Origin of the sequence: Streptomyces sp. NPDC058576 (genome assembly GCF_042718715.1) — a bacterium.
Lineage (GTDB): Bacteria > Actinomycetota > Actinomycetes > Streptomycetales > Streptomycetaceae > Streptomyces.
Genome location: NZ_JBHXPF010000003.1, coordinates 145,114 through 169,758 on the forward strand (window position 1 = coordinate 145,114; position 24,645 = coordinate 169,758).

Below are 24,645 nucleotides of genomic sequence, written 5' to 3' on the forward strand. Positions count from 1 at the left end.
GTGCATCGAACAGCGCCGCGATGTCCTTCAACAGTGGCCTCCGGCTGACCTGTTGACCGTCCGAGAAGTCGTGCCCCACACGGCGCGGCGGAACGGGCCGGGCGGCCCGGTGAGCTGAGGCGCCTGCCCTCCCGCGCCCCGCGTCGCTCGCACCCCCTCCCGTCACGATCCGGTCTCGGCCACGGGTGGGGGTCTTGCTTTCGGCCATGTAATCGATTCCAATCGTTCGTGTAATCGATTCCACGGCGTCGCGCGACCGGACTGCCCAAGGGTTTCGAGGTGTACGGAAACCACAAGGAGGTGGTCCGGACATGGCAGGCATCAAGGATGTCGCGGCCGAGGCGGGCGTGTCCGTCGCCACGGTCTCGCGGGTGCTGAACAGCCATCCGTCCGTCAGCGACGAGGCGCGCACGCGTGTCCTCGCGGCGGTCGAGACGCTCGGCTACCGGCCCAACGCGGTGGCCCGCTCGCTGCGCACCGCTCAGACCCGCACCCTCGGCCTGGTCATCAGTGACGTGCTCAACCCGTACTTCACCGAGCTGGCCCGCTTCGTCGAGGAAGAGGCCCGTGCGCTCGGCTACAGCGTCATCATCGGCAACGCCGACGAGCGGCCCGAACTTCAGGACCACCACATCCGCACGCTTATCGACCGCAGGATCGACGGGCTCCTCGTATCGCCCGCCGACGGCGGCTCCCCGTTGCTGCGGGACGTCGCCCTGAGCGGTACGCCGATGGTGTTCGCCGACCGCTGGATCCCCGGCATCGACGTCCCCGTCGTCCGGGCCGACGGTACGGGAGCGGTCAAGGATCTCGTCGCGCATCTGCACGGGCTCGGTCACCGCAGGCTCGCCATCATCGCCGGGCCCGCCGCCACCACCACCGGCAACGAGCGCGTCGAAGCCTTCCGGGAGGCGATGCGGGAGCTCGGGCTCGGCCTGCCCGACGCCTATATCGGGCAGGGTGACTTCCAGGCGGCCAGCGGACGCCGGGCCACCGAGCGCTTCCTGGCCCTGGCCGAGCCGCCCGAGGTCGTGTTCGCCGCCGACAACCTGATGGCCCTCGGCGCGCTCGACGCGATCCGGGCGCGAGGGCTGCGGGTCCCCGACGACATCGCGCTCGCCGCCTTCGACGACATCCCGTGGTTCGTCCACACCGATCCGCCGATCACCGCCATCGCCCAGCCGACCGCGGACCTGGCACGGGCCGCCGTGCGCGCCCTGGCCGACCTGATCGAAGGGCGGACCCCGCAGTCCGTCACCCTGCCCGCCCGCCTCGTCGTACGCCGCTCGTGCGGCGGGGCCGCATCGAACCAGAGGAGCGACCGGTGACCGCACCGGAAAAGCAACTGGCGACCGCGCCGGACGAGTTGCTGCGCATCGAAGGTCTGCGCAAGACCTTCCCCGGCGTGGTGGCGCTCGACAACGTCGACTTCGACCTCCGCAGAGGCGAGGTCCATGTCCTGCTCGGCGAGAACGGCGCGGGCAAGAGCACCCTCATCAAGATGCTCTCCGGCGCCTACCGCCCCGACCACGGCCGCATCCTGGCCGAGGGGCGCGAGGTGCGCATCGACGGCGCGCAGGACGCCGAACGTCTCGGAATCGCCACCATCTACCAGGAGTTCAACCTCGTACCCGACCTCACCGTCGCCGAGAACATCTTCCTGGGCCGCCAGCCACGCCGCTACGGGCTCGTCGACCACCGTCGGATGCGCCAGGACGCGGCAGAGCTGCTGCGCAGGGTCGGCGTCGACGTGCGACCCGAGGCCAAGGTCCGTGAACTGGGCATCGCCCGGCTCCAGATGGTGGAGATCGCCAAGGCGCTGAGTCTGGAGGCTCGTGTCCTGATCATGGACGAGCCGACCGCCGTGCTCACCTCCGAGGAGGTCGACAAACTCTTCGCGATCGTGCGCCAACTGCGCGAGGACGGCGTCGGCATCGTCTTCATCACCCACCACCTGGAGGAGATCGCCGCACTCGGCGACCGCGTCACCGTCCTCCGGGACGGCCGCAGCATCGACCAGGTCCCGGCCTCGACCCCCGAGGACGAACTCGTCCAGCTCATGGTCGGCCGCAGCATCGAGCAGCAGTACCCGCGCGAACGCCCCGACACGGGCGACGCGTTGCTGTCCGTGCGGGGGCTGACGCGTAACGGCGTCTTCCACGACATCAGCTTCGATGTGCACGCCGGCGAGGTCGTCGGCCTGGCCGGACTCGTCGGGGCCGGGCGTACGGAGGTGGCGCGCGCCGTCTTCGGGGCCGACCCGTACGACGCCGGAACCGTCGACGTGCGAGGCGAACGCCTCGCCCGGCACGACGTCCCCGCCGCGATGGGCGCCGGGATAGGCCTCGTACCGGAGGACCGCAAGGGCCAGGGGCTCGTGCTCGACGCCTCCGTGCAGGAGAACCTGGGCCTGGTCACCCTGCGGTCCGCGACCCGCTCGGGGCTTGTCGACCTCAAGGGGCAGCGCACCGCCGCCGCCCGCATCGCCGAGCAGCTCGGTGTCCGCATGTCCGGCCTCGGCCAGCACGTGCGCACCCTGTCCGGCGGCAACCAGCAGAAGGTCGTCATCGGCAAATGGCTGCTGGCCGACACCCGGGTCCTCATCCTCGACGAACCCACCCGGGGCATCGACGTCGGCGCCAAGGTCGAGATCTACCAGCTCATCAACGAACTGACCGCCTCCGGCCACGCCGTCCTGATGATCTCCAGCGACCTGCCCGAGGTGCTCGGCATGAGTGACCGCGTACTCGTCATGGCCCAGGGCCGCCTCGCCGGGGAACTCCCCGCGGGCGAAGCCACCCAGGACGCGGTGATGGCCCTCGCGGTCGGCACCCCGCATTCCACCGAGGGGCCGGCCGCCCCCCAGGGCTCCGCCCCCACCGAACACCCCGCACCGAAGAAGGAAGAGGAGGGCCCCCGTGGCCACTGAGACAGCCAAGAGTGACGCGGGAACGGGCGGAGTCTCCGTGATACGCCGCGTCCTGCTCGACAACGGCGCCCTGAGCGCCCTGGTCGTCCTGGTGGTGGCGATGTCGCTGCTCTCCGGCGACTTCCTGACCACCCAGAACCTGCTGAACGTCGGCGTCCAGGCGGCGGTCACCGCCATCCTCGCGTTCGGCGTCACCTTCGTCATCGTCTCGGCGGGCATCGACCTGTCCGTCGGCTCGGTGGCAGCCCTGTCCGCGACGGTCCTCGCCTGGTCCGCGACGTCGGCGGGTGTGCCGGTCGTCCTGGCCGTCGTCCTCGCGGTCGTCACCGGCATCGCCTGCGGCTTCGTGAACGGCGCCCTCGTCTCGTACGGCAAACTCCCGCCGTTCATCGCGACGTTGGCGATGCTGTCCATCGCCCGCGGCCTCTCCCTCGTCATCTCGCAGGGCAGCCCGATCGCCTTCCCCGACTCCGTCTCGGTGCTCGGCGACACGCTCGGCGGCTGGCTCCCCGTGCCGGTCCTCGTGATGATCGCGATGGGCCTGATCACCGCACTGATCCTCGGCCGCACCTTCATCGGCCGCTCGATGTACGCGATCGGCGGCAACGAGGAAGCGGCCCGGCTCTCCGGGCTCCGCGTCAAGCGCCAGAAGATCGTCATCTACGCCCTGTCGGGCCTCTTCGCCGCCGTCGCGGGCATCGTCCTGGCCTCGCGCCTCGTCTCCGCGCAGCCGCAGGCCGCCCAGGGGTACGAACTCGACGCCATCGCCGCCGTCGTCATCGGCGGAGCCAGCCTGGCCGGCGGCGTCGGCAAGGCGTCCGGCACCCTGATCGGCGCGCTCATCCTCGCCGTCCTCCGCAACGGCCTCAACCTCCTGTCCGTGTCGGCGTTCTGGCAGCAGGTCGTCATCGGCGTCGTCATCGCGCTCGCCGTCCTGCTCGACACGCTGCGCCGCAAGGCCGGTTCGGGAGCCTCCTCCTCGGCGGGGACAGCGCCCGGCGCACCGGGGTCGGGACGCAGGGGAGCGTTCAAGTTCGCCGGGGCGGCATTCGCCGTGGCCGTCGTCGTCGGCGCGGTCTCCTTCTTCAACTCGGGCTCGTCCGGGGGCACGACGAAGGTCGGCATGTCCCTCTCCACGCTCAACAACCCCTTCTTCGTGCAGATGAAGGAAGGCGCACAGGCGGAAGCGGAGAAGGCGGGAATCGACCTCACCGTCACCGACGCCCAGAACGACGCCTCCCAGCAGGCCAACCAGTTGCAGAACTTCACGAGTTCCGGTGTCTCCTCCATCATCGTCAACCCGGTGGACTCCGACGCCGTCGGACCGGGCGTCCGCAGCGCCAACAAGGCGGACATCCCCGTGGTCGCCGCCGACCGGGGCGTGAACAAGGCGGACACCGCGACGCTCGTCGCCTCGGACAACGTGGCGGGCGGCAAGCTCGCCGCCGACGCGCTGGCCGACAAGCTCGGCGGCAAGGGCAGCATCGTCATCCTCCAGGGCACGGCAGGCACCTCCGCCAGCCGTGAGCGCGGGGCCGGCTTCGCCGAGGGGCTCAAGGCGTACCCCGACATCAAGGTGGTCGCCAAGCAGCCCGCGGACTTCGACCGCACCAAGGGACTGGACGTCATGACGAACCTCATCCAGTCGCACCCCGGCGTCACCGGCGTCTTCGCCGAGAACGACGAGATGGCGCTCGGCGCGGTCAAGGCGCTCGGCAGCAAGGCGGGGAAGTCCGTCTCGGTGGTCGGCTTCGACGGCACCCCGGACGGCCTGAAGGCGGTCGAGGCCGGCACGCTCTACGCGTCGGTGGCCCAACAGCCCGCCGAACTGGGGAAGATCGCGGTGCGGAACGCCGTGAAGGCCGCGAAGGACGAGAAGGTCGCGAACACGGTGAAGGTGCCGGTCAAGGTGGTCACCCAGGAGAATGTCGCCGACTTCTCCTGACCTCGGCCCACCCACCGGCCTGTTGATCCCGGACCGACGAAAGCAGGAAGCACGCCCATGCACGACAACGCCCCCGACGACCGGTACGACCTGCTGGTCGTCGGGTCGGCCAACGCCGACCTGGTGATCGGCGTCGAGCGCCGCCCCGCCCCCGGCGAGACGGTCCTCGGCTCCGACCTGGCCGTCCACCCCGGCGGCAAGGGCGCCAACCAGTCGCTGGCCGCAGCCCGCCTCGGGGCCAGGACGGCCCTGCTCGCCCGGGTCGGCGACGACGACCACGGACGCCTCCTGCTGGAGACCCAGCGCGCGGCGGGCGTGGACACGGACGGCGTCCTGGTCGGCGGAGCCCCCACCGGCGTCGCGTTGATCACCGTCGACCCCTCGGGCGACAACAGCATTGTGGTCTCGCCCGGGGCCAACGGACGGCTCACTCCCGAGGACGTCCGCGCGGCGGCCCCGCTGCTGGCCGCCGCCCGGGTGATCTCCGTACAGCTGGAAATCCCGCTCGACACGGTGGCCGAGACGGTACGGGGCCGGGGGCCCGACACCCGGCTCGTCCTCAACCCGTCGCCGCCCGCCCCGCTCCCCGAGGAGGTGCTCGCCGCCTGCGACCCACTGGTGGTCAACGAGCACGAGGCGCGGTACATCCTGGGAGAGGACGCGGGGGAGACCCCGCACGCGTGGGCGCCGGCCCTGCTCGCGCTCGGGCCGCGCTCGGTCGTCATCACCCTGGGCGCCGCCGGGGCCCTGGTGGCGGACAGCCGCACGGACTCCCTGGACCAACTGGTCAGCCCGAAGGTCGAGGCCGTGGACACCACCGGCGCCGGGGACGCGTTCACGGCGGCCCTGGCCTGGCGGCTGGGCCGGGGCGACGACCTGCGGGAGGCGGCGGCCTTCGCGGTCAGGGTGGGCGCGGCGGCGGTCACGGCGCGGGGGGCGCAGGACTCGTTCCCGACGCTGGAGGAGGTCGACGCGCTGTGAAGAAGTCGGGCATCCTCAACCGCCACCTGGCGGGCGCGATCGCCGAACTCGGCCACGGCGACGGCGTCCTGGTCTGCGACGCCGGCATGCCGATCCCACCCGGCCCCCGCGTGATCGACCTGGCCTTCCGCGCCGGAACCCCGTCGTTCGCCGAGGTACTGGACGGCCTGCTCGACGAGTTGGTCGTCGAGGGCGCGACGGCCGCCGAGGAGATCCGCGACGCCAACCCGGAGGCCGCGGCGCTCCTGGACGGCCACTTCCCCTGGCTGGAACTGGTCCCGCACGACGACCTGAAGGCGCTCACACCGGCCGCGCGCCTGGTGGTCCGTACGGGGGAGGCACGGCCGTACGCGAACGTCCTGCTGCGGTGCGGGGTGTTCTTCTGACCGGCGTCCGGTCGAGGAGTTGAGGAGCTGTTCTCAGCCGGACACCCCGGGGGCGAGTGCGCACGTGCCCGACCTCTCCGCCCCGTCATCTCCCGTCAGCGTCACCACCCCCCGGCCGTCGGTGGTCTGGTTGTAGGCGATGGTGCAGGTCAACTGGCGCCGGGCCGTGGCGTCGAGTCCCCTCACGGCGAGGGGCAGGCGGGCCGTTACCGCGCCGTCCGAAGAGACCTCGACCCTTATGGTTCCGCCCTGGCGGACCGGGGGAAGTGCCGTGGTCAGACCGGCGGCCCGGTCTGTCTCGCGTGGGCCGGAGAGCAGCGCCAGGACGACCTTCTCCGTGGATGCGGGGCCCGCCGGTCCGGACGGGTCCCGCTCGTCGGCGCCCGGCTCGATGTACTCCTCGCCGAACCCGGCCGAGGGCCTGACCTCCCGGATCACGGGACTCAAGGCGCCGTCGGGGGAACGGAAGAAGAGCAGCATGTCGGCGTCACGGCTGAGGAAAGCCTCGACGGTCGCGGGACCGCCCGCCTCGATGACGTCGGAGTCCTGGATGCCGCAGCCGCCGGCCAGCGCTGCCCCGGCCGCGGCCACGACGGTCGTGGCGAGGCCGCGCCGCCACGCATGCCTCCTCGCGACACCGCGCCACCACGCACGCCTCATCCGTCGGCCTCCTCGGCCCGGAGCGGAATCTCGACGGTGAAGACGGCACCGCCGCCGGGCAGGTTGCCCGCGCGGACCGTCCCGCCGTGCAGATTCACGTTCTCCAAGGTGATCGCCAGGCCCAGGCCGCTGCCGGGCGAGCGGGTGCGGGCCGCGTCGGCTTTGTAGAAACGGTCGAAGATGTGCGGGAGCGAGGCGGCGGGGATGCCGGGGCCGCGGTCCGCGACCTCGATGACGAGCACGAGCGTGCCCGACGAGCTTGCCTCGGTGCGCAGGAGCACGGTGACGGGTGCGCCGCCGTGCCGCAGCGCGTTCCCGACGAGGTTGGCGACCACGACGTCGAAGCGGCGTGGGTCGAGCCGGGCCCGGATGTCCGTGGGGAGTTCGGTGCGGATCCGGTCGTCATCCGCCCAGTGCCGGGCCTGGAGGGTCTTGCGGATCGCCTCGGCGACATCGATCTCGTCGGAGTTCAGCTCGGCCGCGCGGGCGTCGAAGCGGGAGATCTCCATCAGGTCCTCGACCAGCACGGCCAGCTTCCCGGTCTCCGCGCTGACCAGCCGGACCGCCTGGGCGGTGTCGGCGTCCAGCCGGTCCGCGTCCTGGTCGAGGACCTCGGTGACGGCGAGCATCCCGGCAAGGGGGGTGCGCAGTTCGTGCGAGACGTCGGAGGCGAAGCGGCGCGCACGCGCCTCGGCATCGCGCAGTTCACCGACGGAGCGCTCCAGTTGGCCCGCCGACTCGTTGAAGGTGTCGGCCAGGTCGGCCAGTTCGTCACTGCCGCGTACCGGGATACGGGTGTCGAGTCTGCCGCTGCCCATGCTCCTGGCCGCACGGCGCAGCTCCCGCACCGGACGCAGCACGCTGCGCGCGGCGAGCAGGCCGGGCACGAGCGCGACCGCGAGGCCGGGCAGGGCGCCGTTCCGGGCGGCGACGTGGAGGGCGTCGACGTTGATCTGCTCGTCGGTCATCCGCATCACGGCGTACAGGACGAGCCCGGTGGGAAGCACGCTGTCGGGGCCGGTTCTGAAGACGGTGGGCATGCCGATGGTCAGATAGGGGACGCCGTCCTTGACCACCCGCTCGAAGCTGCCGTACCGGTCGGCCGTCGCTGCCCGGCGCAGTGCGGGGGTGATGACGGAGGAGACCGGGTTCTCGCCCGAGGACGCGCGGAGCGAACCGTATTCGGCGAACACCACCCAGGGGCGTGGTTTGCCCGTGCGGGCGAGGTCGCGCAGGATCTCCTCCAGTCCTTCCCCCTGAACGGGCAGTCTCCAGCCCGTTTGCTGGACCTGGTCGCGGAACGTCGAGACGGCCGTGTCCTGTGCGGTCTTCAACAGCGCGTTGCGAGCCTCGCGGTAGGTCAGGGCTGACGTCGTGCCGGCGCTGACCGCGGCGACCAGAAGGAAGGCGGCCAGCAGTCGTGTGCGCAGACCGAACGCCCTGACCCGCGGGCGCTCGCGGGTCTCCGTGGCCCGCTCCGCGCCCTCAGCCCGCTGGCTCCCGCCGCCGCGCGGGCGGCCGGGGCGTGGGACGGCGATCACAGCGGGCCGAAGCGGTAGCCGAAACCCCGCAGCGTCTGGACGTAGCGCGGGCAGCCGGGCTCCGTCTCGATCTTGCCGCGCAGCCGGGCGACGCAGGCGTCGACCAGTCGGCCATCGGCGTGGAAGGTGTGCTCCCAGACGTTCTCCAGGAGCTGTTGCCTGCTGAAGACCTGCTCGGGAGCGGCGGACAGGTGCAGCAGAAGCCTGAGCTCCGAGGGGGCGAGCGTCAGGGGCCGGCCGGCTTTGGACACCGTCAGTCCGACCCGGTCGATGGTGAGGTCGCCGTAGACCTCGATGGCGGGCCGGCCGGTCGAGCCGTCGTCCATGCGGCGCAGCACAGCCCGGATCCGGGCGTCGATCACCTCGGGCCGGGCGGGTTTGACGATGTAGTCGTCGGCACCGGCCTCCAGTCCGATGACCACGTCGAAGTCGTCGCCGCGCGCGGTGAGCATGATGATCGGCAACTGGCTGTGCTCGCGGATCCGCCGGCAGACCTGTACGCCGGTCATGCCGGGCAGCATCAGGTCCAGCAGCAGCAGATCCGGGCGGAATTCGGCAAGGGCGGCGAGGCCGTCCTCGCCGGTTCCGGCTGCTCGTACGTCGTGGCCGCGTCGGCGCAGACCGAGTTGGACCCCCTCACGTACGAAGGGGTCGTCCTCGACGAGGAGCACGCGGGACATCGGCTGTTCTCCCTCGGTGGTTGTGGTGGTCAGGGCCCGCGGCCCGGGTGCACGCGGGAACGACGCGTCCGGTGGGGCGAGCGGCGGTGGGCGGCGTCGGGTGCGTATGCCTCATCGGCGGTTCAGGTACGCCTGGAAGGCGCGGTGAAGCGCATGGTTGGCGCTGCCGCCCACTGGCCTCTCCCATTCCCCCAACGTCTCGACGACGTGCCCACCGGTTCCGAGCTTCCACCGCAGCAATCCGTACGCACGTTCTTCCGGATCGAGAGTGGAGGGTACCCCGCGCATGTCGTAGACGTCCGCCCCGAGGGCATGGGCATCCAGCAGCATCCGCCATTGAAGGGCGTTGGAAGGCCGGACCTCCCGGCGGTGGTCCGCCGATGCGCCGGTCTGGTACCAGGCCCGTCGGCCCACGGTGATCATCGTGTGGGCCGCCAGGATCTCGCCCCGGTGGCGGGCCAGGTACAGCTTCATGCGGCCCGGCTCCTCGGCGTTGAGCGCCGCGTACTGACGCTCGTAGTAGGCGAGTGAGCGGCCGAGCCGAAATCCGTCGCGGCGCTCGGTGATGGTGAGCAGGCGGCAGAACTCGGGGAGGTCCGCCGCACTGCCGACCACCACCTCCACTCCCTCCTTCCTGGCTCGGCGCACGTTGCGCCGCCATTCCTGGTTGAGCCCGGCCCACAGGTCGTCCGTGGTGCGTCCGGCGAGCGGCACGTGGAAGACGTGGCGGGGCTGGGCGTCCCCGCCCTGGCCCGCCGCGTCGCCGCCGCAGCGGCGCCAGCCCCTGACCCGCAGCCGGTCGGCGACCGCGGAGCCGAGGGGGTCGACCTCGCTGGCCAGGACGTCGCCGAGGCGTCGGCCCGGGCCGGTGAGCGGCTTGAGGCGGCCGGCGTCCCAGCGGCGGTAGGCCGGCGACGGGCCGATCCGCACGGCGAAGGCGCCCGCGCGGCGCAGGTGCTCCAGCAGCGGATCGAGCCAGTCGTCGACGTCGGGGTCGCTCCAGTCGGCGACGGGCCCTTCGGGGAGGTAGGCGAAGTACTTGTGCATGCCGGGGAGTTGTCGCAGCAGCACCAAGGCTGCGCCCGTCAGCGCGCCCGCCGCCGGATCGGGCCCCCAGCCGATCAGTCGGGACTCCCACCCCTCCTTGACGTCGGCCCAGGAGGGGCACTGGAGGAAGCCGGGGCCGAGGGCTTGGCCTTCGCGGGAGGCGAGGAAAGCGCGGTAGGTCTTCGGGGTGATGGTTCCCAGGGCCACGTCCCGGTTCCGTGCTCGGCGCACGGGGCTGGACGACGGCGGCACGAGCAGTGCTGACACGGTCTGGCCTCTCCTTCTCCCCGGACCTTTCGCGGGGACGGCTCCCCGGACCTTTCGCGGGGACACCGAGGAGGCTCACAGCTCTTCATGACCGCTCCGAGCGGCGAATGTGACCGGACCATGACCGTTCCTCACCAGTCGCCGTCACATCGCCCCATGGCGCCTGAACTGGGGTTTTCCGGCCCTACAGTCGCAGCATCGCAGCATCGCAGCATCGCCGACTCGTCCGGCTCTCTCTCGCGGCTCTCCCGGAGGTCACGTTGTCCCGCTCGTCACGCATACCCGTACTCATCCAGGCCCGCGTCCGGGCCGCCGTGGTGGCCGCCCTGGTGGCACCTCTCGCCGCCTGCTCGTCGAGCGCCTCTCCCGGTGCCCCGGTCGCCGAGGCGAAGCCGAGCCCCGACGACCGGCCCGTCACGGTCTCCGTCACGCCCGCGGGCAAGGAGGTCCCGGCCGGTGAGCCCGTACGGGTCATGGCCTCGGGCGGCCGCCTCACCTCGGTGACCGTCACCGACGCCGAGGGCCGCCGGCTCGCCGGAAAGGCCGCCGCCGACGGCCGTTCGTGGGTCTCCGACCGCAAGGCTGCACCCGGCACGGCGTACGAGGTGACGGCTGAGACCCGGAGCGCGGGCGGAACCGCCCGGAGCGCCCGAGCCGACTTCACCACGGCGAAGGCGGACAAGGTCAACAAGGTCGACTGGCGACCGGGCACCGGCACCACCGTCGGCGTCGCCCAGCCCATCTCCCTGGTCTTCGACCATCCGGTCAAGAACCGGGCCGAGGTCGAGAAGCAGCTCAACGTCACCACCTCGAACGACACCGAGGGCTCCTGGGGCTGGATACGCGACTGGTCGGGCCGGGACCGGGTGGACTGGCGGCCCAAGACGTACTGGAAGCCCGGGACCGAGGTCACGCTGAACGCCGAGCTGAACGGGACCGACTCGGGCGCGAACGGCGGTTGGTTCGTCCGTGACTACACGACGGCCTTCACCATCGGTGACCGGCAGATCGTCGAGGTCGACCTCGACCGCCATCGGCTCTCCCTCGTACGCGACGGCCGGACGGTCCGTCACATACCGGTATCCGGCGGTACTCCCGGCGGTGACAAGCGTTCCTGGCGCGGGACCGCCGTGCTCATGGCCAAGGAGGGCACGATCAACATGAACTCCGAGACCGTGGGCCTCGCAGATGCCTACGACAAGATGGTCGACCAGTCGATGCGTCTGACCTGGTCGGGCATGTACGCGCACGCCGCCCCCTGGAACGCCCGACACCTCGGCAAGGCCAACCGGAGCTCCGGGTGCATAGGGATGAGCGACCCGGACGCCGCCTGGTTCTACGGACAGGTGCGGCCGGGCGATCCGTTCGAGATCACCGGCAAGGACACCAAGGGTGTGGTCGCGCCCGGCAACGGCTTCGGCGCGTGGAACCTGTCGTGGACCGAGTGGCGGCAGAGGAGCGCCCTGCGCTGAGACGGGCACCGGTCAGGTACGGGCACCCCTCAACCGCGGGTGCCCCCGGGAAAAGCTCTGGCCGATCCCGGTGACCGGAGCTAGGCTCGCCGCGATGACTCACTCCATGAACAGATTGGGGGACCCGTCCGCGCAAGGTGAGTGCTGATGCTCCCTTCGACCGCGAACCGGTTTTCCCACCCGTCTCTCCCGTCTCTTCCATCCTTCTCGTCTTCCTGGCCTTCCTCGTCCCTCCCGTCCTTCTGGCCGCGCGTACGCGAGTTCGCCGTGCCGGCCTCGATGATCGAGACCGCGACCGCCCGCCGTGCGGCCGGGGACTGGGCAGGAGCGTGCGCCGCGGCAGGCGTCGACACCGATCTCCAGCTCCGGTCCGTGGCGCGCAGCCACGGCGGGGAACTCGCCGCCCGGATCCGGGCGGACCTTCGCCACCTGGCTCCCGATCTGCTGCGCTGGCACCTGCCGAGGGTCGCCCCGCGCGGGCTTTTGCGCCCCGGGCTGACGATCGCCCTGGCCCGCTACGACCCACCTGAGCACGACGGGCCGGGCCCTCTGCACCTGGTCGTCCGGACCCCGCCCGCCTGGGCGGACGCCGGGCAGCGGATCAGCCTCGCGCTGTGGGACGGCTCGCACACCGAGCCCACCGCCCGCCGTCACCCTCACCCGCATCCGAACCGACGCTTCCGCCTCGATCTGCACCGACACCTGTGGGATGCCCGCAGGACCGACGAGTTGCTGATCCGCTCCGGCGCCGACGACCGGTCGACCGGCCTCGCCGCCGAGGCTGCCGACCCGGACCTGTGGGGCGCCGTGCCGCCGGACCGCCGCTGTGCCGTCGACCGGTGGGCGGCGGAGGCGGCGAACCTGCTCCGGGCCGAGGGCCACGGGCCGAGCGGAACGGTGAGCGTGCGGCTGGGCGGCCGGCGTCGGCTTCTCCTGCATGTGGAGGCCGATGACGACGGCCGGGGGACACCTGTCGCGCGGATCGTGGCAGTGAGCCCGGACCCGGGCGCGTCCACGTCGCCGGTGCTGCCGGACGCGGCTACCTGGGTGCTGCCCGACCTCGACCTGCTCCGCACCGGGGCGATCGAGCCCGGTCAGCTGCACCCGCTGGTCGCGCGGGCGCTCGTGCCGGACAACCCGCCGCCGGCTCCGGCCTCGGCTCGTACGCGCACCGGCGACCGCGCGGGGGCGTCGCGCGTCGTGGAATGCCGGGGGGCGCAGCACCGGATCGGCCTGGTCGAGGGGGCCCTCGCCCCGCTGGACCACGACCCGGCCGAGATACGCCGCGAAGAACTCCTGGTCGCCCTCACCGGAACCCCGCTGCCCTGCCTCCAGGCCATCGACGAGGCGCACCGGCGGCCGGACTGCCTCACCGGAGTCCGTGAACGTCTCGACCACGGCGACATCGCCGGTGCTCTGGCCGTCGTCGAGGGGCTGCTCGGCCCCGAGGCGGTGCTGCGCGACGGTCCTCTGCGGGACGAACTGGAGGCCGCCGCCCAACGGCGCATCACCTACGGACTGTTCCGGGCCGACCTGCTCGGGCCCGGCCCCATCCGCCGGCGCTCGGATCCTCGCCGCCCCGTCGATCCCCGCCCGCGCCGGGCGCGGCGCTCGCGCCGCACAGCCGTCTGCTGACCCCGGGGGTTCGGGGCCAGGCGGCCCCCGCCCCGTGACGACCTCCACCCGCACCCGGACATCCCCGCACCCGGACACACCCGCACCCGGACACACCCGCACCCGTGCCCATCCGCCCTCCCGCATACCCTGAGGTGATCTCCCATGCTCTCGAACAGCCCGTCCGCCGCCATGCTCGCTGACTCCACTCCCGCCTCCCAACTGGCCGTCGCCGAAGCGCTGATGAGTCTGCTCCGCGACACCACCACCGAGCAGCGCCCCGACACGCAGCTGGAGGCGCTGACCCTGGCGGTCTCCGCCGACCTGCCCGTCCTGCTGTGGGGTGAGCCGGGGATCGGCAAGACCGCGGCCCTGACCCAACTCGCCGCCTCCTTGGACCTGCCGCTCACCACCGTCATCGCCAGCGTGCACGAGCCGTCCGACTTCTCCGGGCTGCCCATCGTCGGCGACGACCCCGCCGAACAGGGCGTGCCGATGGCCCCGCCGGACTGGGCCGTTCGCCTCGTCCGGGCGGGGAAGGGCCTGCTGTTCCTCGACGAACTCTCCACCGCGCCGCCCGCCGTTCAGGCCGCGCTGCTCCGCCTCGTGCTGGAGCGGCGGATCGGGGCGCTGCAACTCCCGCCCGGCGTACGGATCGTGGCGGCGGCGAACCCCCGCTCCTCGGCGGCCGACGGCTGGGAGCTGAGCCCGCCGCTCGCCAACCGCTTCGTCCACCTCCAGTGGACCCACGACCACGAGGTCGTCGTCCGCGGACTCGCCGGCACCTGGCCCCGCGCGACGCTGCCCCGACTCGACCCCGAAAAGCTGCCCGAAGCGGTGGACTTCGCCCGGCGCGCGGTGTGCGGGCTCCTCTCCGCCCGCCCCACGCTCGTCCACCGGCTGCCCACCACCGAGACACGCCGGGGCGGCCCATGGCCGTCGCCGCGCAGCTGGGACATCACCCTGAGCCTGATCGCCTTCGCGACCGCCGCCGGTTCCTCCAAGGAGGTGCTGTCCCTGCTGGTCAGGGGCACGGTGGGGGACGGACCCGGGCTGGAGCTGCTGGCGAGCCTGGACCGGATGGACCTTCCGGACCCCGAGGACCTCCTCGCCGACCCGGCGGGCGCCGTCCTGCCCGAGCGCGGGGATCTCCGCCAGGCGGCGCTGGACGGCGTCGTCGCGGCGGTCCGTACCCGCCCGGAGCGGGTCCGTTGGGACGCGGCCTGGGCGCTGCTCGTCCGGGTCCTGGAGACCGGAGCCCCGGACCTGGTGGTCGTCCCCGCGACGACGCTCGCCTCGTTGCGCCAAGAGGACTGGGACGTACCGGCTGCCATCGAACAGCTCGCGGGCGTCGTGTCCCTGTCCGGACGCGCGGACCGCGCGGCGGCCCGGGTCGCGGCGAAGGCGAAGTCCCCGGCGGCGGCGGGCCGATGACGACGACCGACGCGCCGAGCGCACTCGACCTGGACAAACTCTTCGCCGCCCGACTGCAGGCCGCCCGCGCCCGCCCGTATCTGGCGACGGCCCTGTTCGCCCTGCACACCGTGGAGTCCCGGCAGGTACCGACCATGGCCGTCGACCGGCACTGGCGGTGCTACGTCTCGCCGTCCTTCGTGGCCCGTACCCCGGTCGAGGAGCTGGCCGGGGTCTGGGTCCACGAGGTGTCGCACCTGCTGCGCGACCACCACGGGCGCAGCGACCGGGTCGCCCGGCAGCGCGGACTGACCGGGCCCGGCGACCGGCTGCGGATGAACATCGCCGCCGACTGCGAGATCAACGACGATGTCTACGGCGACGGCCTGGCCCGCCCGAAGGGTGCTGTCTACCCGTCGACTCTGCACCTGCGGCCCGGCGAGCTCATGGAGGACTACCTGTACCAGTTCCGCCTCGGCCCGCGCACCCAGAACCTCGCCTGGCTGGACTGCGGGAGCGGTGCCGACGGGCTGGAGAGGGAATGGGAGTTGGGGCCGGACGGCGCGCACGGGCTCAGCGCGCACGAACAGGACGCGGTCCGTTTCCGGGTGGCGCAGGGCATCACGGGCCGGCCGGGAGACGTATCGAAAGGATGGAAGCGGTGGGCGGAGGAGGCGTTCCATCCTCCGCAGCCCTGGCGGGAGTTGCTGGGAGCCGCCGTCCGTTCGGCCGCCTCGGGGCCCGGGGCGGGGGAGGACTACACCTACGGGCGGCCGTCCCGACGCTCCACGGGCCTCCCCGGCGTCGTCCTGCCGAGCCTGCGCCGCAGACCGCCCCGGGTCTCCGTCGTCATCGACACCTCCGGCTCGGTCAGCGACGCCGAACTGGGCAGCGCCCTCCTGGAGGTCGCCGCCATCTCCCGTGCGGTGGGCGGCCGCCGCGACCTGGTCACCGTCCTCGCCTGCGACGCGGCGACCCGGGTCGTCCACCCGCTGTGCCAGGCCGAGGGCATCCCGCTGGTGGGCGGTGGCGGCACGGATCTGCGCACCGGCTTCGCGAAGGCACTGCGGGCGCAGCCTCGGCCCGACGCGATCGTGATCCTGACCGACGGACAGACACCCTGGCCGACCGCGCAACCGGCCTGCCGGACGGTCGTCGGCCTGTTCCCGAGGGACCACGGGCGCCGCTCCTGGGACGAGGACAACCCCGACTACGTCCCGCGTCGGCCTCCCGTGTGGGCGCGGGTGGTGGAGATCGGTTAGCTCGTCGGCTCAGGAAGCCCGTCGGAGGTTGGCTCCGGCGGCGGATCCGGTGCCGGCTCCGACTCCGGTGTCGAGCCTGAGGTGGGCGGGATGTTCACCTTTGTGGCATTGCTGTTCGGAGGGCCCGTGGTTTCAGGAAGGGGAGTGGTCGAAGGGCCCGCCGCTTCGTGGATATGCACGCCCCCGTGAATGGTGCCGGCTTGGACGATGCTCCTGGCTGCCGCGTGGGCCACGGCGTTCTCCACCGTGCTGGAGGTCGGACGCGCGTTCGTGCTCGATGGGGCCCGCACGGGCTGCGCCAGCACCTCGATGGGCCATGTGAGCTCCCGCCAGGCCAGCATGTCCTGGGGGCTGACGTGCGTCAGGCCGAACTCCCGTGCGGCGTCGACGATGGCCGCCCCCAGGCTCAGGCGCTGCCCGAGTTCGTCAATCTTCGCCTTCAGTTGCCCGATGCTCCTTTCGATCGCGCGCTCTTCCTCGACCAGGGCTGCTCGTCGGACCACTACGCCGTCGCTGTCGGGATATCCAGCGTTCAGTTTGGCAAGGGTGCGTCGCAACCTTCTCGGCACGCGTCCGTGGATTCCGGCCTCACCGAGCAGACGTACGAGCGTGCGCGCCGACTTCTGTTCCTCTTCCGTCAGTGGTGTGTTCTGACCAAGACGCCGCGCCATCCAGCGACAGAGCGAGGCGTCCCCGTCGGTTCGTTCCCCCGCAATGCTGACCAGTTCGGAGGCGAGCCGTGTCAGATGCCTGTCCCAGGTCGCACACAGACCGTCGGCCTTCCCGCGCAGGTCGCCCAGGGCGCCGTCGGAGCGGAGGGCGAGCCGGGCCTCCTTCGCCCTGGCCAATTCCGCGTCTCTCTTGTCGATCTCCGTGGTGACCGGCTCCAGCCCGATCTTGATCTGTTTCAGCAGGACGTACAGGCTGGGGACGTCGTTCAGCGCCAGGGCGAACGCCTTTTTCTCCTCCAGGGAGACGATGACGGCACAGGGCAGGAGCTTCTCGGAGACGCCGAAGAACTTCCGCATCTCGGTGGCCGCCGCGGTGAGCGCGTCCTGGTGTTCACGAAGGGGGCGGGTCAGAACCGGCATGAGGGTCATATGTTCCTCTGCCGGCCGCACCTCCATCCGGAACGTTGATTCCGCATTCTCCCCCGGTGTGTTGAGCCGCTTCTTCTCCCCGAGGAAGGCGACGCCCTCGACGGCAGAGGAGAACTCCGCCCGCCTCCAATGACGGTCGTCGATGATGACGACGGACGGAGCCGGTGTGATCACTCCGAGATACCGTCGCGTGACATCGTGCGTGTCAGGCCATTCTCGGAACAGTCTTTCATGGAGGTCCGGGTTGTCGGCGGAACGTGCCAACAAGAAGACGAGACCGGCGTATCCACCGTCACCCAGGGACCGGAATCGACTGCGAAGAAAATCGCTCACCGGCATCTGGCTCATCGCATAGCCCAATGCTCCCCCTGAAGTCGGCGCCCAGTGCCTGACGAATTCTGCCCGAGACCTCGCCGCTACGCGCCCGGTCTGACGTATCCGCAGCTGTCCCGGCGTAAGCAGTCCTTGCCCTGCCGTTCGGCAGGGCAAGGTTCGGCGCCCGTGGGCGGTTCGGCGCCGGGTCTGGCGCTGGTACGTCCAGCGAGGCCCAGACGGTCTCTCCGGGGCCCTCGGCGCGGGGGAACCGGCCCCACCCGGTCGGTCAGGGCGGCTACGAGGAGCAGCCCACGGCCGCCTTCCTGGTCGGCGGCCGACGGGTCGGAGAGCGCGGGCAGGCGCTCGCCACGGGTGTCGGTCACCTCCACGCGTACGGTCGTGCTCTCGGCCAAGAGCCGTAGGCGGAGGTCGCGCCCCGGTGCGAGGCCGTGGCTGACGGCGTTGGCGCTGAGCACGATCCGTGCCAGCGCGTCGTGGACGTCACTCCCGTACGGGATGCCCCAGGTGTCGAACCGTTCGCCGGCCAGGCTCCACGGTGACCATTCGCGGCCTAGCGTGACCAGAGGTGACACGCCGTCGTGAGGTGGTTGTACGCGGCGGTGTTCGGCGCGTACGTATGTGCGACAGGTGGTGGCCGCGATGGCGCAGGACGACGAGGCGGGTGCGGGGAGCGCGGTGGGTCGGAGCCCGGGCGGCCCGAGGACGAGCCGGGGGCAGGGGTGACGGTCGCGCTCGGGCGGCAGTAGGGCTGTGATCTTCTCGCGTCAAGAGCGATCCGACGGGCGGATCCCGCGGTTCCACCTGGTCAGCAGGGTTCCGCCAGCTCCACCAGCTCCGCCAGCGCCCCCGCCAGCAGGCCGTGCCCCGGTCCCGCAGGGCCGCCCGGCTCGCTCATGTACGTGTCGCGGCGGATCTCGATCATCAGCGCGGTGACCCGGCGGTCCGTTCCGTAATGCCGGAGAGGGACGTACGTACCGGCGAAGGGGGTGTCGTGCGCGATGCCGCCCCGGCCGAAGCGGCCGCCGAACGCCGCCTCCGCCGCCGCGAGGAGTTCGGGCGGGGTGTGGAACGGGTCGGTGCCCAGGCAGACGGGCGGGCGGGGGCCGGTGCCGTGGAGTTCGTAGGGGAGAGGCGCGGTCGGGTACGAGTGCACGTCGATGATCACCGCGCTGCCCGCGGCGGCGAGGCGTGCCTCGACCGCCGCCGTCATCGCGTCGGCGTACGGGTGGAAGTACGCCTCCAACAGCGGGCCCGGTTCCGTCTCCGGTGGACGGAGCGGTTCGCGGTGGGTGGTGCGCGTGTAGACGGCGCCCATGCCGACGGCGAGCATCTCCTCCCGCTCGTCCGGGAAACGCTCCGGGTCGACGACCAGCCGGGAGAGGTTGTTGACGAAGCGCCACGGGGCGGACGGGGCGATCGCCGCCGCCGCGGCGGCCAGTTCGGCGGTGTGGGCGTCGGTGATGTGGTCGAGCTCGCGCTCCAGAGCGGGGTCGTCCAACGTGATGCCCTCGCGCACCCGCTGGGGGATGCGGCGGGATCCGTGCGGTACGTGCAGGAGGACCGGCGAGTCCGCAGCTCCCGGGATGAGCGCGAACGGCTGCTGAGGATCACTCACGGGTACTCCTTCGGCGGTGCTTCTCGTCCGGTCCCGCCCCAGCATCGCGGACCGCCCCCACCGCCCGAAAGCGGAGGGGGCGGCGACGTCCGGTCGTCGGCTACTTGCCGGAGCCGATCACCGGGTAGTGGTCGGAGAGGTTCGTGTACGTGTACTTCTTGCCCCAGCTGGACACCGTCCAGGGGGCGCTCTGCTCCTTGATCACGTCGTTCTTCCAGCCCGACGGCTTGGCGTGGCCCGTGCGGTGCAGGACGTGGTCCAGGTCCTCGCGCGGGTCGTCGGGGTAGCGCTCGGAGGCTATGGAGTTGTCGCGGGTGTCGAAGGAGTACGGGTGGCCCGTCCGGGTCTCCGGTGTGCTCAGGCCCGCGTCGCCGAGGAACGACGCGTACTCCGCCGAGTGCCCGTCGACATTGAAGTCGCCCGCGACGACGACCTGTTCCGAGGCCGGGATGTTCTTCGCGTCGAGGAACGCGTCCATCTGCTTGAACTGCCGGCTGCGCATCTGTGCCGCCTCGCCGGCCGAGCAGCCGGGGTCGGTCGACTGGTTGTGGGTGCCGACGACGTGGACCCGGGCGCCGTTGACGTTCAGCACCGTGTAGGCGAAGCCCTTGTTCGAGAACCAGTCGCCCCCGCACGCGTCCTTGAAGACGAACTGCTCCTTGCGCACGATCGGCCACTTGCTGAGGATGGTGACGCCGCCGTCCTCGGGCGTCGTCGCCGCGTAGGAACCGCCCGTCGCGTCCCAGCCGCTCTTGCTCCGGCCGACCACCGGGGTCTGGTGCGGGTACTGGGCGGCGGCGTTCCGCAGCAGCGCGTCGGAGGCGCTGTTGTCGAAGGCCTCCTGGATCACCACGACGTCATTGCCCTGGAAGAACGACGTCTTCGGGATCTCGGCCGCTCGGTGGTCCTGGCCCCAGTTGGGGTAGAGGGTCTTGCTGAAGAGGAACGCGTTGTAAGAGAGCACCCGCAGCGACGGGGTCTCGGCGGCCGCCGCCTGCGGAGCGTTCGCGGCGAGGGTGGCGGTGGCGAGTGCGGCGGACAGGGCCACGCCGGTGAGACGGCGGAACGCGGTGTTCGGCACGGAGTCTCCTGTGGTCGAGTGGGGGGTGTACCGGGCGCTCCCCATCCAAGCAGTGGCAGTTACCCACGGGTAGACATCGGATGGCACGAGTCTGTCCGACGGCTGCCAACCGGGTTGCCGGTGAGCGATCTTCCGCCGCCGAGTCCGCCGAGTCCGCCGAGTCCGCCGAGTCCGCCGAGTCCGCCGATGCTCAGCGTCGTGTCGGTCGTTTCAGTCGCGTCCGTCGAGGATGCCGTACACGATGACGTTGTCGACCGTGTGGCCCTCCGCGTCGAACTCCCCGTCGCAGGTGATGAGTCGCAGCGTGCTGCCCTTCGTCGGACCGTAGACCTTCTCGGTGGGGAACGCCTTCTTGCTGACCGCTTCCTTGCCCGTGACCGTGTAGCGCAGGCTCTTCCCCGCCCCGTCGCGTACCAGCACCGCCGCGCCCTCGCGGATGTTCTTGAGGTCGTGGAACACGGCCCGGCCGAAGCGGGTGTCGTTGTGGCCGATCAGGACGGCCGGCCCGGGTGCTCCGGGCACGGACCCGCCGCGGTACCAGCCCGCCGTCATGCCCTTCTCCGCCGGCGGGACCTCGACCGTGCCGTCCGCGTTGAGGCCCAGCTCCATGAGGGTGCTCCGGACGCCGATCGACGGGATGGAGACCTCGGTGGGAGCCGGCTGCTCCGCATCGTCGGTCCGGGGTGGCACGGTCGATCCGGAGCTCGCCTCGTCCCGCGCCGACGCGGAGGGCGTGGCGGCGGTGGCCGCGGAGGGCTCGGCGGACGTGCATCCGGCCAGGGCGGCGCACGCCGCGAGGGCGGTCAGCAGGGCGGCGGTCCGCCGGAAGCGGTGGGGCGTACGGGGCGACGGCACAGAGGACTCCGGAATCGGGGCGGGGCAGGGCGGTGAGCGGGCGTGGCGCCGCCCCGGTGCGGGGCGGCGCCACGGTCAGCGGTGGTGCGCGGTGCGGGTCAGCCGTTGTGGCCGGCCCCCGAGCGGCGGCGCAGCACGAGCGTTCCCGCGCCCGCGAGCAGCGCGGCTCCTGCCGCCGAACCGGCCAGCACCGCGGTGCTGTTGTCGCCGCTGCCTGCCGGGCGTTCACCCGCGGCGACACCGCCGCGCGGGGTGACTGCCGGAGCCGCCTCCTCCGGGGCGGTCTCCTTCGCCGCCGGTGCCGGGCGGTCGCCGGCCGCCACGCCGCCGCGCGGAGTCACTACCGGGGCGGCGGCCTTCGGGGCCTCCCCGGCGGCCTCGCTCCGCTCCGGGGACGGCGCGGCCGGGGCGGCTTCCGACGGCTTCGGGGAGGCGTCGGCGAAGGCGGCGGCGGACGGGACCAGCACCGCGCCGGCCGCGACAGCGGCGAGGACGGCGGCGCGCAGGGTGCGGCGAGAGGTGAAAGCGGTCATACGGATGGCTCCATTCCTGTCGGCCCCGTGACGGTCCCGGAGGCAGGTTCGCTCCGGGGACGGGGCATGCCGCCAGGCTGGCGTGGAGATATGAAGAAGCTGTCAGAACGCTGTGGTCATCCCATCAGGGGCCGGAGGGCGTCGCTCCGGGCAGCCGCAGAGCGAACGTCGAACCCTCGCCCTCCGTACTCGCCGCCTCCACCGTGCCGCCGTGCGCCTCGACGAGTTTGCGGACGATGGCCAGGCCGAGGCCGCTGCCGCCCGTGCGGCGACTGCGGGACTTCTCGGCGCGCCAGAACCGGTCGAAGACATGGGGGAGGTCCTCGGCGGGGATACCCGATCCGGTGTCCGTCACCTCGATCACCACCGTCCCGTCGCCCTGCGCGGAGGCATGCGGTTCGGAGGCGTACGGCTCCGTGGCCTGCGCCTCCGTGGCCTGCGGCGCGGAGATGTTCGGCGCGGAGACGTACGCGCGCAGCGTCACCCGCCCGCCCTCCGGGGTGTGCCGTACGGCATTGGACACCAGGTTGCCCACCGCCTGCCGGAGTCTGACCGGGTCCGCGGAAAGGGCCGATGGTCCCGGGGCGGTGGTCGCCACGGCGAGCGTGACGCCCGCGTGCTCCGCCCGGGCCTGGTGGGCGGCGGCGACCTGGCCCAGCAGCTCCCGGACGTCGACGGGCTCCGGATGAAGCCGGAGCGCCCCGGCGTCGGCCGCGGCCAGGTCCTGGAGGTCGTCGATGATGTGCTGGAGCAGCACCGCCTCCTCCAGCAGCGAGGAGACGAACGCCGGGTCGGGGTCGGCGAGTCCGTCCTGTGCGGCTTCCAGCCAGCCCCGGATGTTGCTCAGCGGGGTGCGCAGCTCATGGGCGACGTCGCTCACCATGGCCTTGCGCTGCTCCTCCAGCCGTGCCCGGTGCGCGGACATGTCGTTGAACGCCGCGGCCAGCCGCCCGACCTCGTCGTCCCCCGAGACGGGCACGGAGGCCGGCTGCTCCCCGTCCCGCATACGCTGCGCGGCGCCGGTCAACGCGTGCAGCGGGCGCACCAGCCGGGCCCCCGCGAACACCGACGCGCCCACGGTGAGCGCCAGTACGAGCGCCGCGGCACCGGCGATCCTGGCCGTGTTCGCGGGGGAGAGGTCGAACCCGGGCAGCGTCGCGCCGCCCTCGTCGCCGATGAAGAGGAGGGCGGGGGAGGCGACGTACGAGCTGAGCTGTTCGCTCCGGGCCGTACCCACACAGGAGGCGATGGCCCGGTCGTTCTCCCCGGTCCGCTCCGGCACCTCGACCGACGGTGCGGCCTCCTTCGCGGGGGCGTCGCTCGGCGCCGGCTCCGGCACCGGACGCGCCACCAGCGGTCCGGAATCGCCCGGCACGGCCACCGGGACCGGATCGCCCCAGGACAGGTCGTTGTTGAGCCGTACGCCCTCGCGGCCCTGACGCTTCAGGCAGGCGTCGGCCAGTTCGGTGAGCGCGTCGAGCGCCTTGCGTTCCGAACGGGTGGGGGTGTCCAGGGCGGCGAGATCGCAGCGGGTGCCCAGGGCGCGTTCGGGATCGTTGCCCACGATCTGCACCCGGGGGCGGCCGCTCGCGCCGACCACCACGTCCGAGGCGATCCCCGCCCGGTTCAGGCACTCCACCTGGTCGTCGGCCGTCCGACGCAACGCCCGGCCGTCGGCCGCCGACAGCCGGAAAGGACCCGCCGCCCGGGGATCGATCCGGTCGGCCGCCGTGCCCTGCGCGTCGGCGCCGCGCGCCGCCAGGACGGTGTCCACGGACAACGGGTCGACCACGGCCGACGCCTGCGGCGGGAGCGCCGGCGCGGTCTTCGCGGTGGCGGAGTCCGCGAGCGGCTGCCGGCTCTGCGTGGTCAGGGCGACCCGGCGGCCCGACTCCCGGGCCAGCTCCCGCACCGTCGCACCGACCCCGTCCCAGGTCGGGTTGCGGGCCGCGTAGTCCAGCAGGGTGTCGTAGATCCGGGCATCCGCGGTGAGGTTCTGCCCCTGCTCCTGCTTGATCGCCCCCGAGGTGGTCTGTACGGCGATCCAGGCCGTGGCCGCCACCGAACACGCCGCGACCAGCGCCGAGACGGCGAGCAGCCGCCCCAGCAGGCTTCGGCGCAGCGGCAGCCGCGCCCGGCCCGTCGTCCCCCACCGGGCTCCGTGACCGCGCGCCCTACGCACGCCGGGAGGCCTTCGCCGGATCGGTGAGTTTGTAGCCGACGCCGAAGACCGTCAGCAGCCGCTCCGGCCGCCGCGGGGCCCGCTCGATCTTCTTGCGCAGGTTCATGACGTGCACGTCCACGGTCCGGGCGCTGATGTACCGGTCGAACCCGTGGAGTTCCTCCAGGAGCCGCTGCCGGCTGAACACCCGGTCCGGTTCCGCCGCCAGGGCCGCCAGGATCCGGAACTCGCCCGGGGTGCACTCCACCGTCCCACCGCCCACCGATATCTCGTGCCGGCCGGGATCGACCACCAGGGCCCCGACGCGCAGGACGGGGTCCTCGGCCACCGGCTCGGGGGAGGCGGGCCGCCGGGTACGCCGCAGCAGCGTGCGGACGCGGGCCATCAGCTCGCGCGGACTGTAGGGCTTGGTCATGTAGTCGTCGGCGCCGAGGTCGAGACCGAGCAGGAGGTCGTCCTCGGTCGACCGGGCGGTCAGCATCAGCACCGGCAGTTCGCGGTCCTCGGACCGCAGCACCCGCACCACGTCCAGGCCGTCGGCCCGGGGCATCATCACATCGAGAACCAGCAGGTCGGGTTCCCGGTGCCGGACGGCGTCGAGCACGGCGAGGCCGTCGCCCACGATCCGTACGGCGTGTCCTTCCCGTTCCAGATAGCGGCGTACGAGCTCGGCCTGCTTCTCGTCGTCCTCGGCAACCATGACGTCTGCGCACACGCCCCCGATCGTAGAGCGGCGGGGCCGCGGA

21 protein-coding genes are annotated in these 24,645 nt (G+C 72.2%); 9 read left to right on the top strand and 12 right to left on the bottom strand.

Translation table 11 applies throughout. The annotated features are described in order from the left end of the window. The first annotated feature begins 311 nt into the window (after positions 1-311). Genes ACFWRV_RS03655 through rbsD form a run of 5 tightly spaced genes read left to right on the top strand, consistent with a single transcriptional unit; the run spans position 312 to position 6,241 of the window. A complete protein-coding gene (locus tag ACFWRV_RS03655) occupies positions 312-1,328 on the top strand; it encodes a LacI family DNA-binding transcriptional regulator (RefSeq protein ID WP_384327604.1) in 1,017 nt (338 codons plus the stop codon). Then, positions 1,325-2,929 (top strand): sugar ABC transporter ATP-binding protein, encoded by a 1,605-nt coding sequence (locus ACFWRV_RS03660; RefSeq protein WP_384327607.1) that lies wholly within the window; start codon positions 1,325-1,327, stop codon positions 2,927-2,929. The genes ACFWRV_RS03655 and ACFWRV_RS03660 overlap by 4 nt, the downstream gene beginning before the upstream one ends. Beyond that, positions 2,919-4,874 (top strand): substrate-binding domain-containing protein, encoded by a 1,956-nt coding sequence (locus tag ACFWRV_RS03665; protein ID WP_384327610.1) that lies wholly within the window; start codon positions 2,919-2,921, stop codon positions 4,872-4,874. Before ACFWRV_RS03660 ends, ACFWRV_RS03665 begins: the two co-directional genes overlap by 11 nt. 57 nt (positions 4,875-4,931) lie before the next feature. Continuing rightward, positions 4,932-5,855 (top strand): ribokinase, encoded by a 924-nt coding sequence (locus ACFWRV_RS03670; RefSeq protein ID WP_384327613.1) that lies wholly within the window; start codon positions 4,932-4,934, stop codon positions 5,853-5,855. Further along, complete coding sequence (gene rbsD / locus ACFWRV_RS03675) at positions 5,852-6,241, top strand: D-ribose pyranase (protein ID WP_384327615.1); 390 nt, start codon at positions 5,852-5,854, stop codon at positions 6,239-6,241. Before ACFWRV_RS03670 ends, rbsD begins: the two co-directional genes overlap by 4 nt. A 33-nt stretch (positions 6,242-6,274) precedes the next feature. Here rbsD and ACFWRV_RS03680 read toward each other — a convergent pair whose 3' ends face one another. From ACFWRV_RS03680 to ACFWRV_RS03695, 4 genes are all read right to left on the bottom strand, one after another. Then, a complete protein-coding gene (locus tag ACFWRV_RS03680; RefSeq protein WP_384327618.1) occupies positions 6,275-6,901 on the bottom strand; it encodes a hypothetical protein in 627 nt (208 codons plus the stop codon). Next, entirely contained in the window at positions 6,898-8,442 is a 1,545-nt protein-coding gene (locus ACFWRV_RS03685; protein WP_384327621.1) for an ATP-binding protein, read from the bottom strand. The genes ACFWRV_RS03680 and ACFWRV_RS03685 overlap by 4 nt, the downstream gene beginning before the upstream one ends. Continuing rightward, positions 8,439-9,122, bottom strand: coding sequence for a response regulator (locus tag ACFWRV_RS03690; protein WP_384327624.1), 684 nt, complete (start codon positions 9,120-9,122; stop codon positions 8,439-8,441). Before ACFWRV_RS03690 ends, ACFWRV_RS03685 begins: the two co-directional genes overlap by 4 nt. 111 nt (positions 9,123-9,233) lie before the next feature. After that, positions 9,234-10,436 carry a lipid II:glycine glycyltransferase FemX gene (locus ACFWRV_RS03695; RefSeq protein WP_384327627.1) on the bottom strand — a complete coding sequence of 401 codons (1,203 nt, stop codon included), beginning with the start codon at positions 10,434-10,436 and terminating at the stop codon, positions 9,234-9,236. 260 nt (positions 10,437-10,696) lie between these two features. On the opposite strand from ACFWRV_RS03695, the gene ACFWRV_RS03700 reads away from it, so the two are divergent. From ACFWRV_RS03700 to ACFWRV_RS03715, 4 genes are all read left to right on the top strand, one after another. Then, a complete protein-coding gene (locus tag ACFWRV_RS03700; RefSeq protein WP_384327630.1) occupies positions 10,697-11,908 on the top strand; it encodes an Ig-like domain-containing protein in 1,212 nt (403 codons plus the stop codon). A 147-nt stretch (positions 11,909-12,055) separates the two neighbouring features. Further along, complete coding sequence (locus ACFWRV_RS03705) at positions 12,056-13,543, top strand: hypothetical protein (protein WP_384327634.1); 1,488 nt, start codon at positions 12,056-12,058, stop codon at positions 13,541-13,543. A 144-nt stretch (positions 13,544-13,687) separates the two neighbouring features. Then, positions 13,688-14,956: an AAA family ATPase gene (locus ACFWRV_RS03710; RefSeq protein ID WP_384327637.1), complete on the top strand. Its 1,269-nt coding sequence runs from the start codon at positions 13,688-13,690 to the stop codon at positions 14,954-14,956. Beyond that, positions 14,953-16,197, top strand: coding sequence for a VWA-like domain-containing protein (locus ACFWRV_RS03715; RefSeq protein ID WP_384327640.1), 1,245 nt, complete (start codon positions 14,953-14,955; stop codon positions 16,195-16,197). Before ACFWRV_RS03710 ends, ACFWRV_RS03715 begins: the two co-directional genes overlap by 4 nt. On the opposite strand, the gene ACFWRV_RS03720 is transcribed toward ACFWRV_RS03715, so the two are convergent. The 8 genes from ACFWRV_RS03720 to ACFWRV_RS03755 all read right to left on the bottom strand — a co-directional run bounded on the left by ACFWRV_RS03720 (position 16,194) and on the right by ACFWRV_RS03755 (position 24,599). Further along, positions 16,194-17,645, bottom strand: a complete 1,452-nt coding sequence (locus ACFWRV_RS03720) for a hypothetical protein (RefSeq protein WP_384327642.1) — start codon at positions 17,643-17,645, stop codon at positions 16,194-16,196. The genes ACFWRV_RS03715 and ACFWRV_RS03720 overlap by 4 nt on opposite strands. A gap of 68 nt (positions 17,646-17,713) precedes the next feature. Next, positions 17,714-18,205, bottom strand: a complete 492-nt coding sequence (locus tag ACFWRV_RS03725) for an ATP-binding protein (RefSeq protein ID WP_384327645.1) — start codon at positions 18,203-18,205, stop codon at positions 17,714-17,716. 233 nt (positions 18,206-18,438) lie between these two features. Then, positions 18,439-19,248 carry an N-formylglutamate amidohydrolase gene (locus ACFWRV_RS03730; protein WP_384327648.1) on the bottom strand — a complete coding sequence of 270 codons (810 nt, stop codon included), beginning with the start codon at positions 19,246-19,248 and terminating at the stop codon, positions 18,439-18,441. Positions 19,249-19,348: 100 nt separating this feature from the next. Beyond that, positions 19,349-20,329 (bottom strand): sphingomyelin phosphodiesterase, encoded by a 981-nt coding sequence (sph, locus tag ACFWRV_RS03735; RefSeq protein WP_384327651.1) that lies wholly within the window; start codon positions 20,327-20,329, stop codon positions 19,349-19,351. Between the two features lie 210 nt (positions 20,330-20,539). Beyond that, positions 20,540-21,184, bottom strand: coding sequence for a class F sortase (locus tag ACFWRV_RS03740; RefSeq protein ID WP_384327653.1), 645 nt, complete (start codon positions 21,182-21,184; stop codon positions 20,540-20,542). A 98-nt stretch (positions 21,185-21,282) separates the two neighbouring features. Continuing rightward, positions 21,283-21,717 carry a hypothetical protein gene (locus tag ACFWRV_RS03745; protein ID WP_384327656.1) on the bottom strand — a complete coding sequence of 145 codons (435 nt, stop codon included), beginning with the start codon at positions 21,715-21,717 and terminating at the stop codon, positions 21,283-21,285. A gap of 124 nt (positions 21,718-21,841) precedes the next feature. After that, positions 21,842-23,899: a sensor histidine kinase gene (locus tag ACFWRV_RS03750; RefSeq protein WP_384327659.1), complete on the bottom strand. Its 2,058-nt coding sequence runs from the start codon at positions 23,897-23,899 to the stop codon at positions 21,842-21,844. After that, positions 23,892-24,599, bottom strand: coding sequence for a response regulator transcription factor (locus ACFWRV_RS03755; RefSeq protein WP_384327992.1), 708 nt, complete (start codon positions 24,597-24,599; stop codon positions 23,892-23,894). The genes ACFWRV_RS03750 and ACFWRV_RS03755 overlap by 8 nt, the downstream gene beginning before the upstream one ends. Positions 24,600-24,645 lie beyond the last annotated feature (46 nt).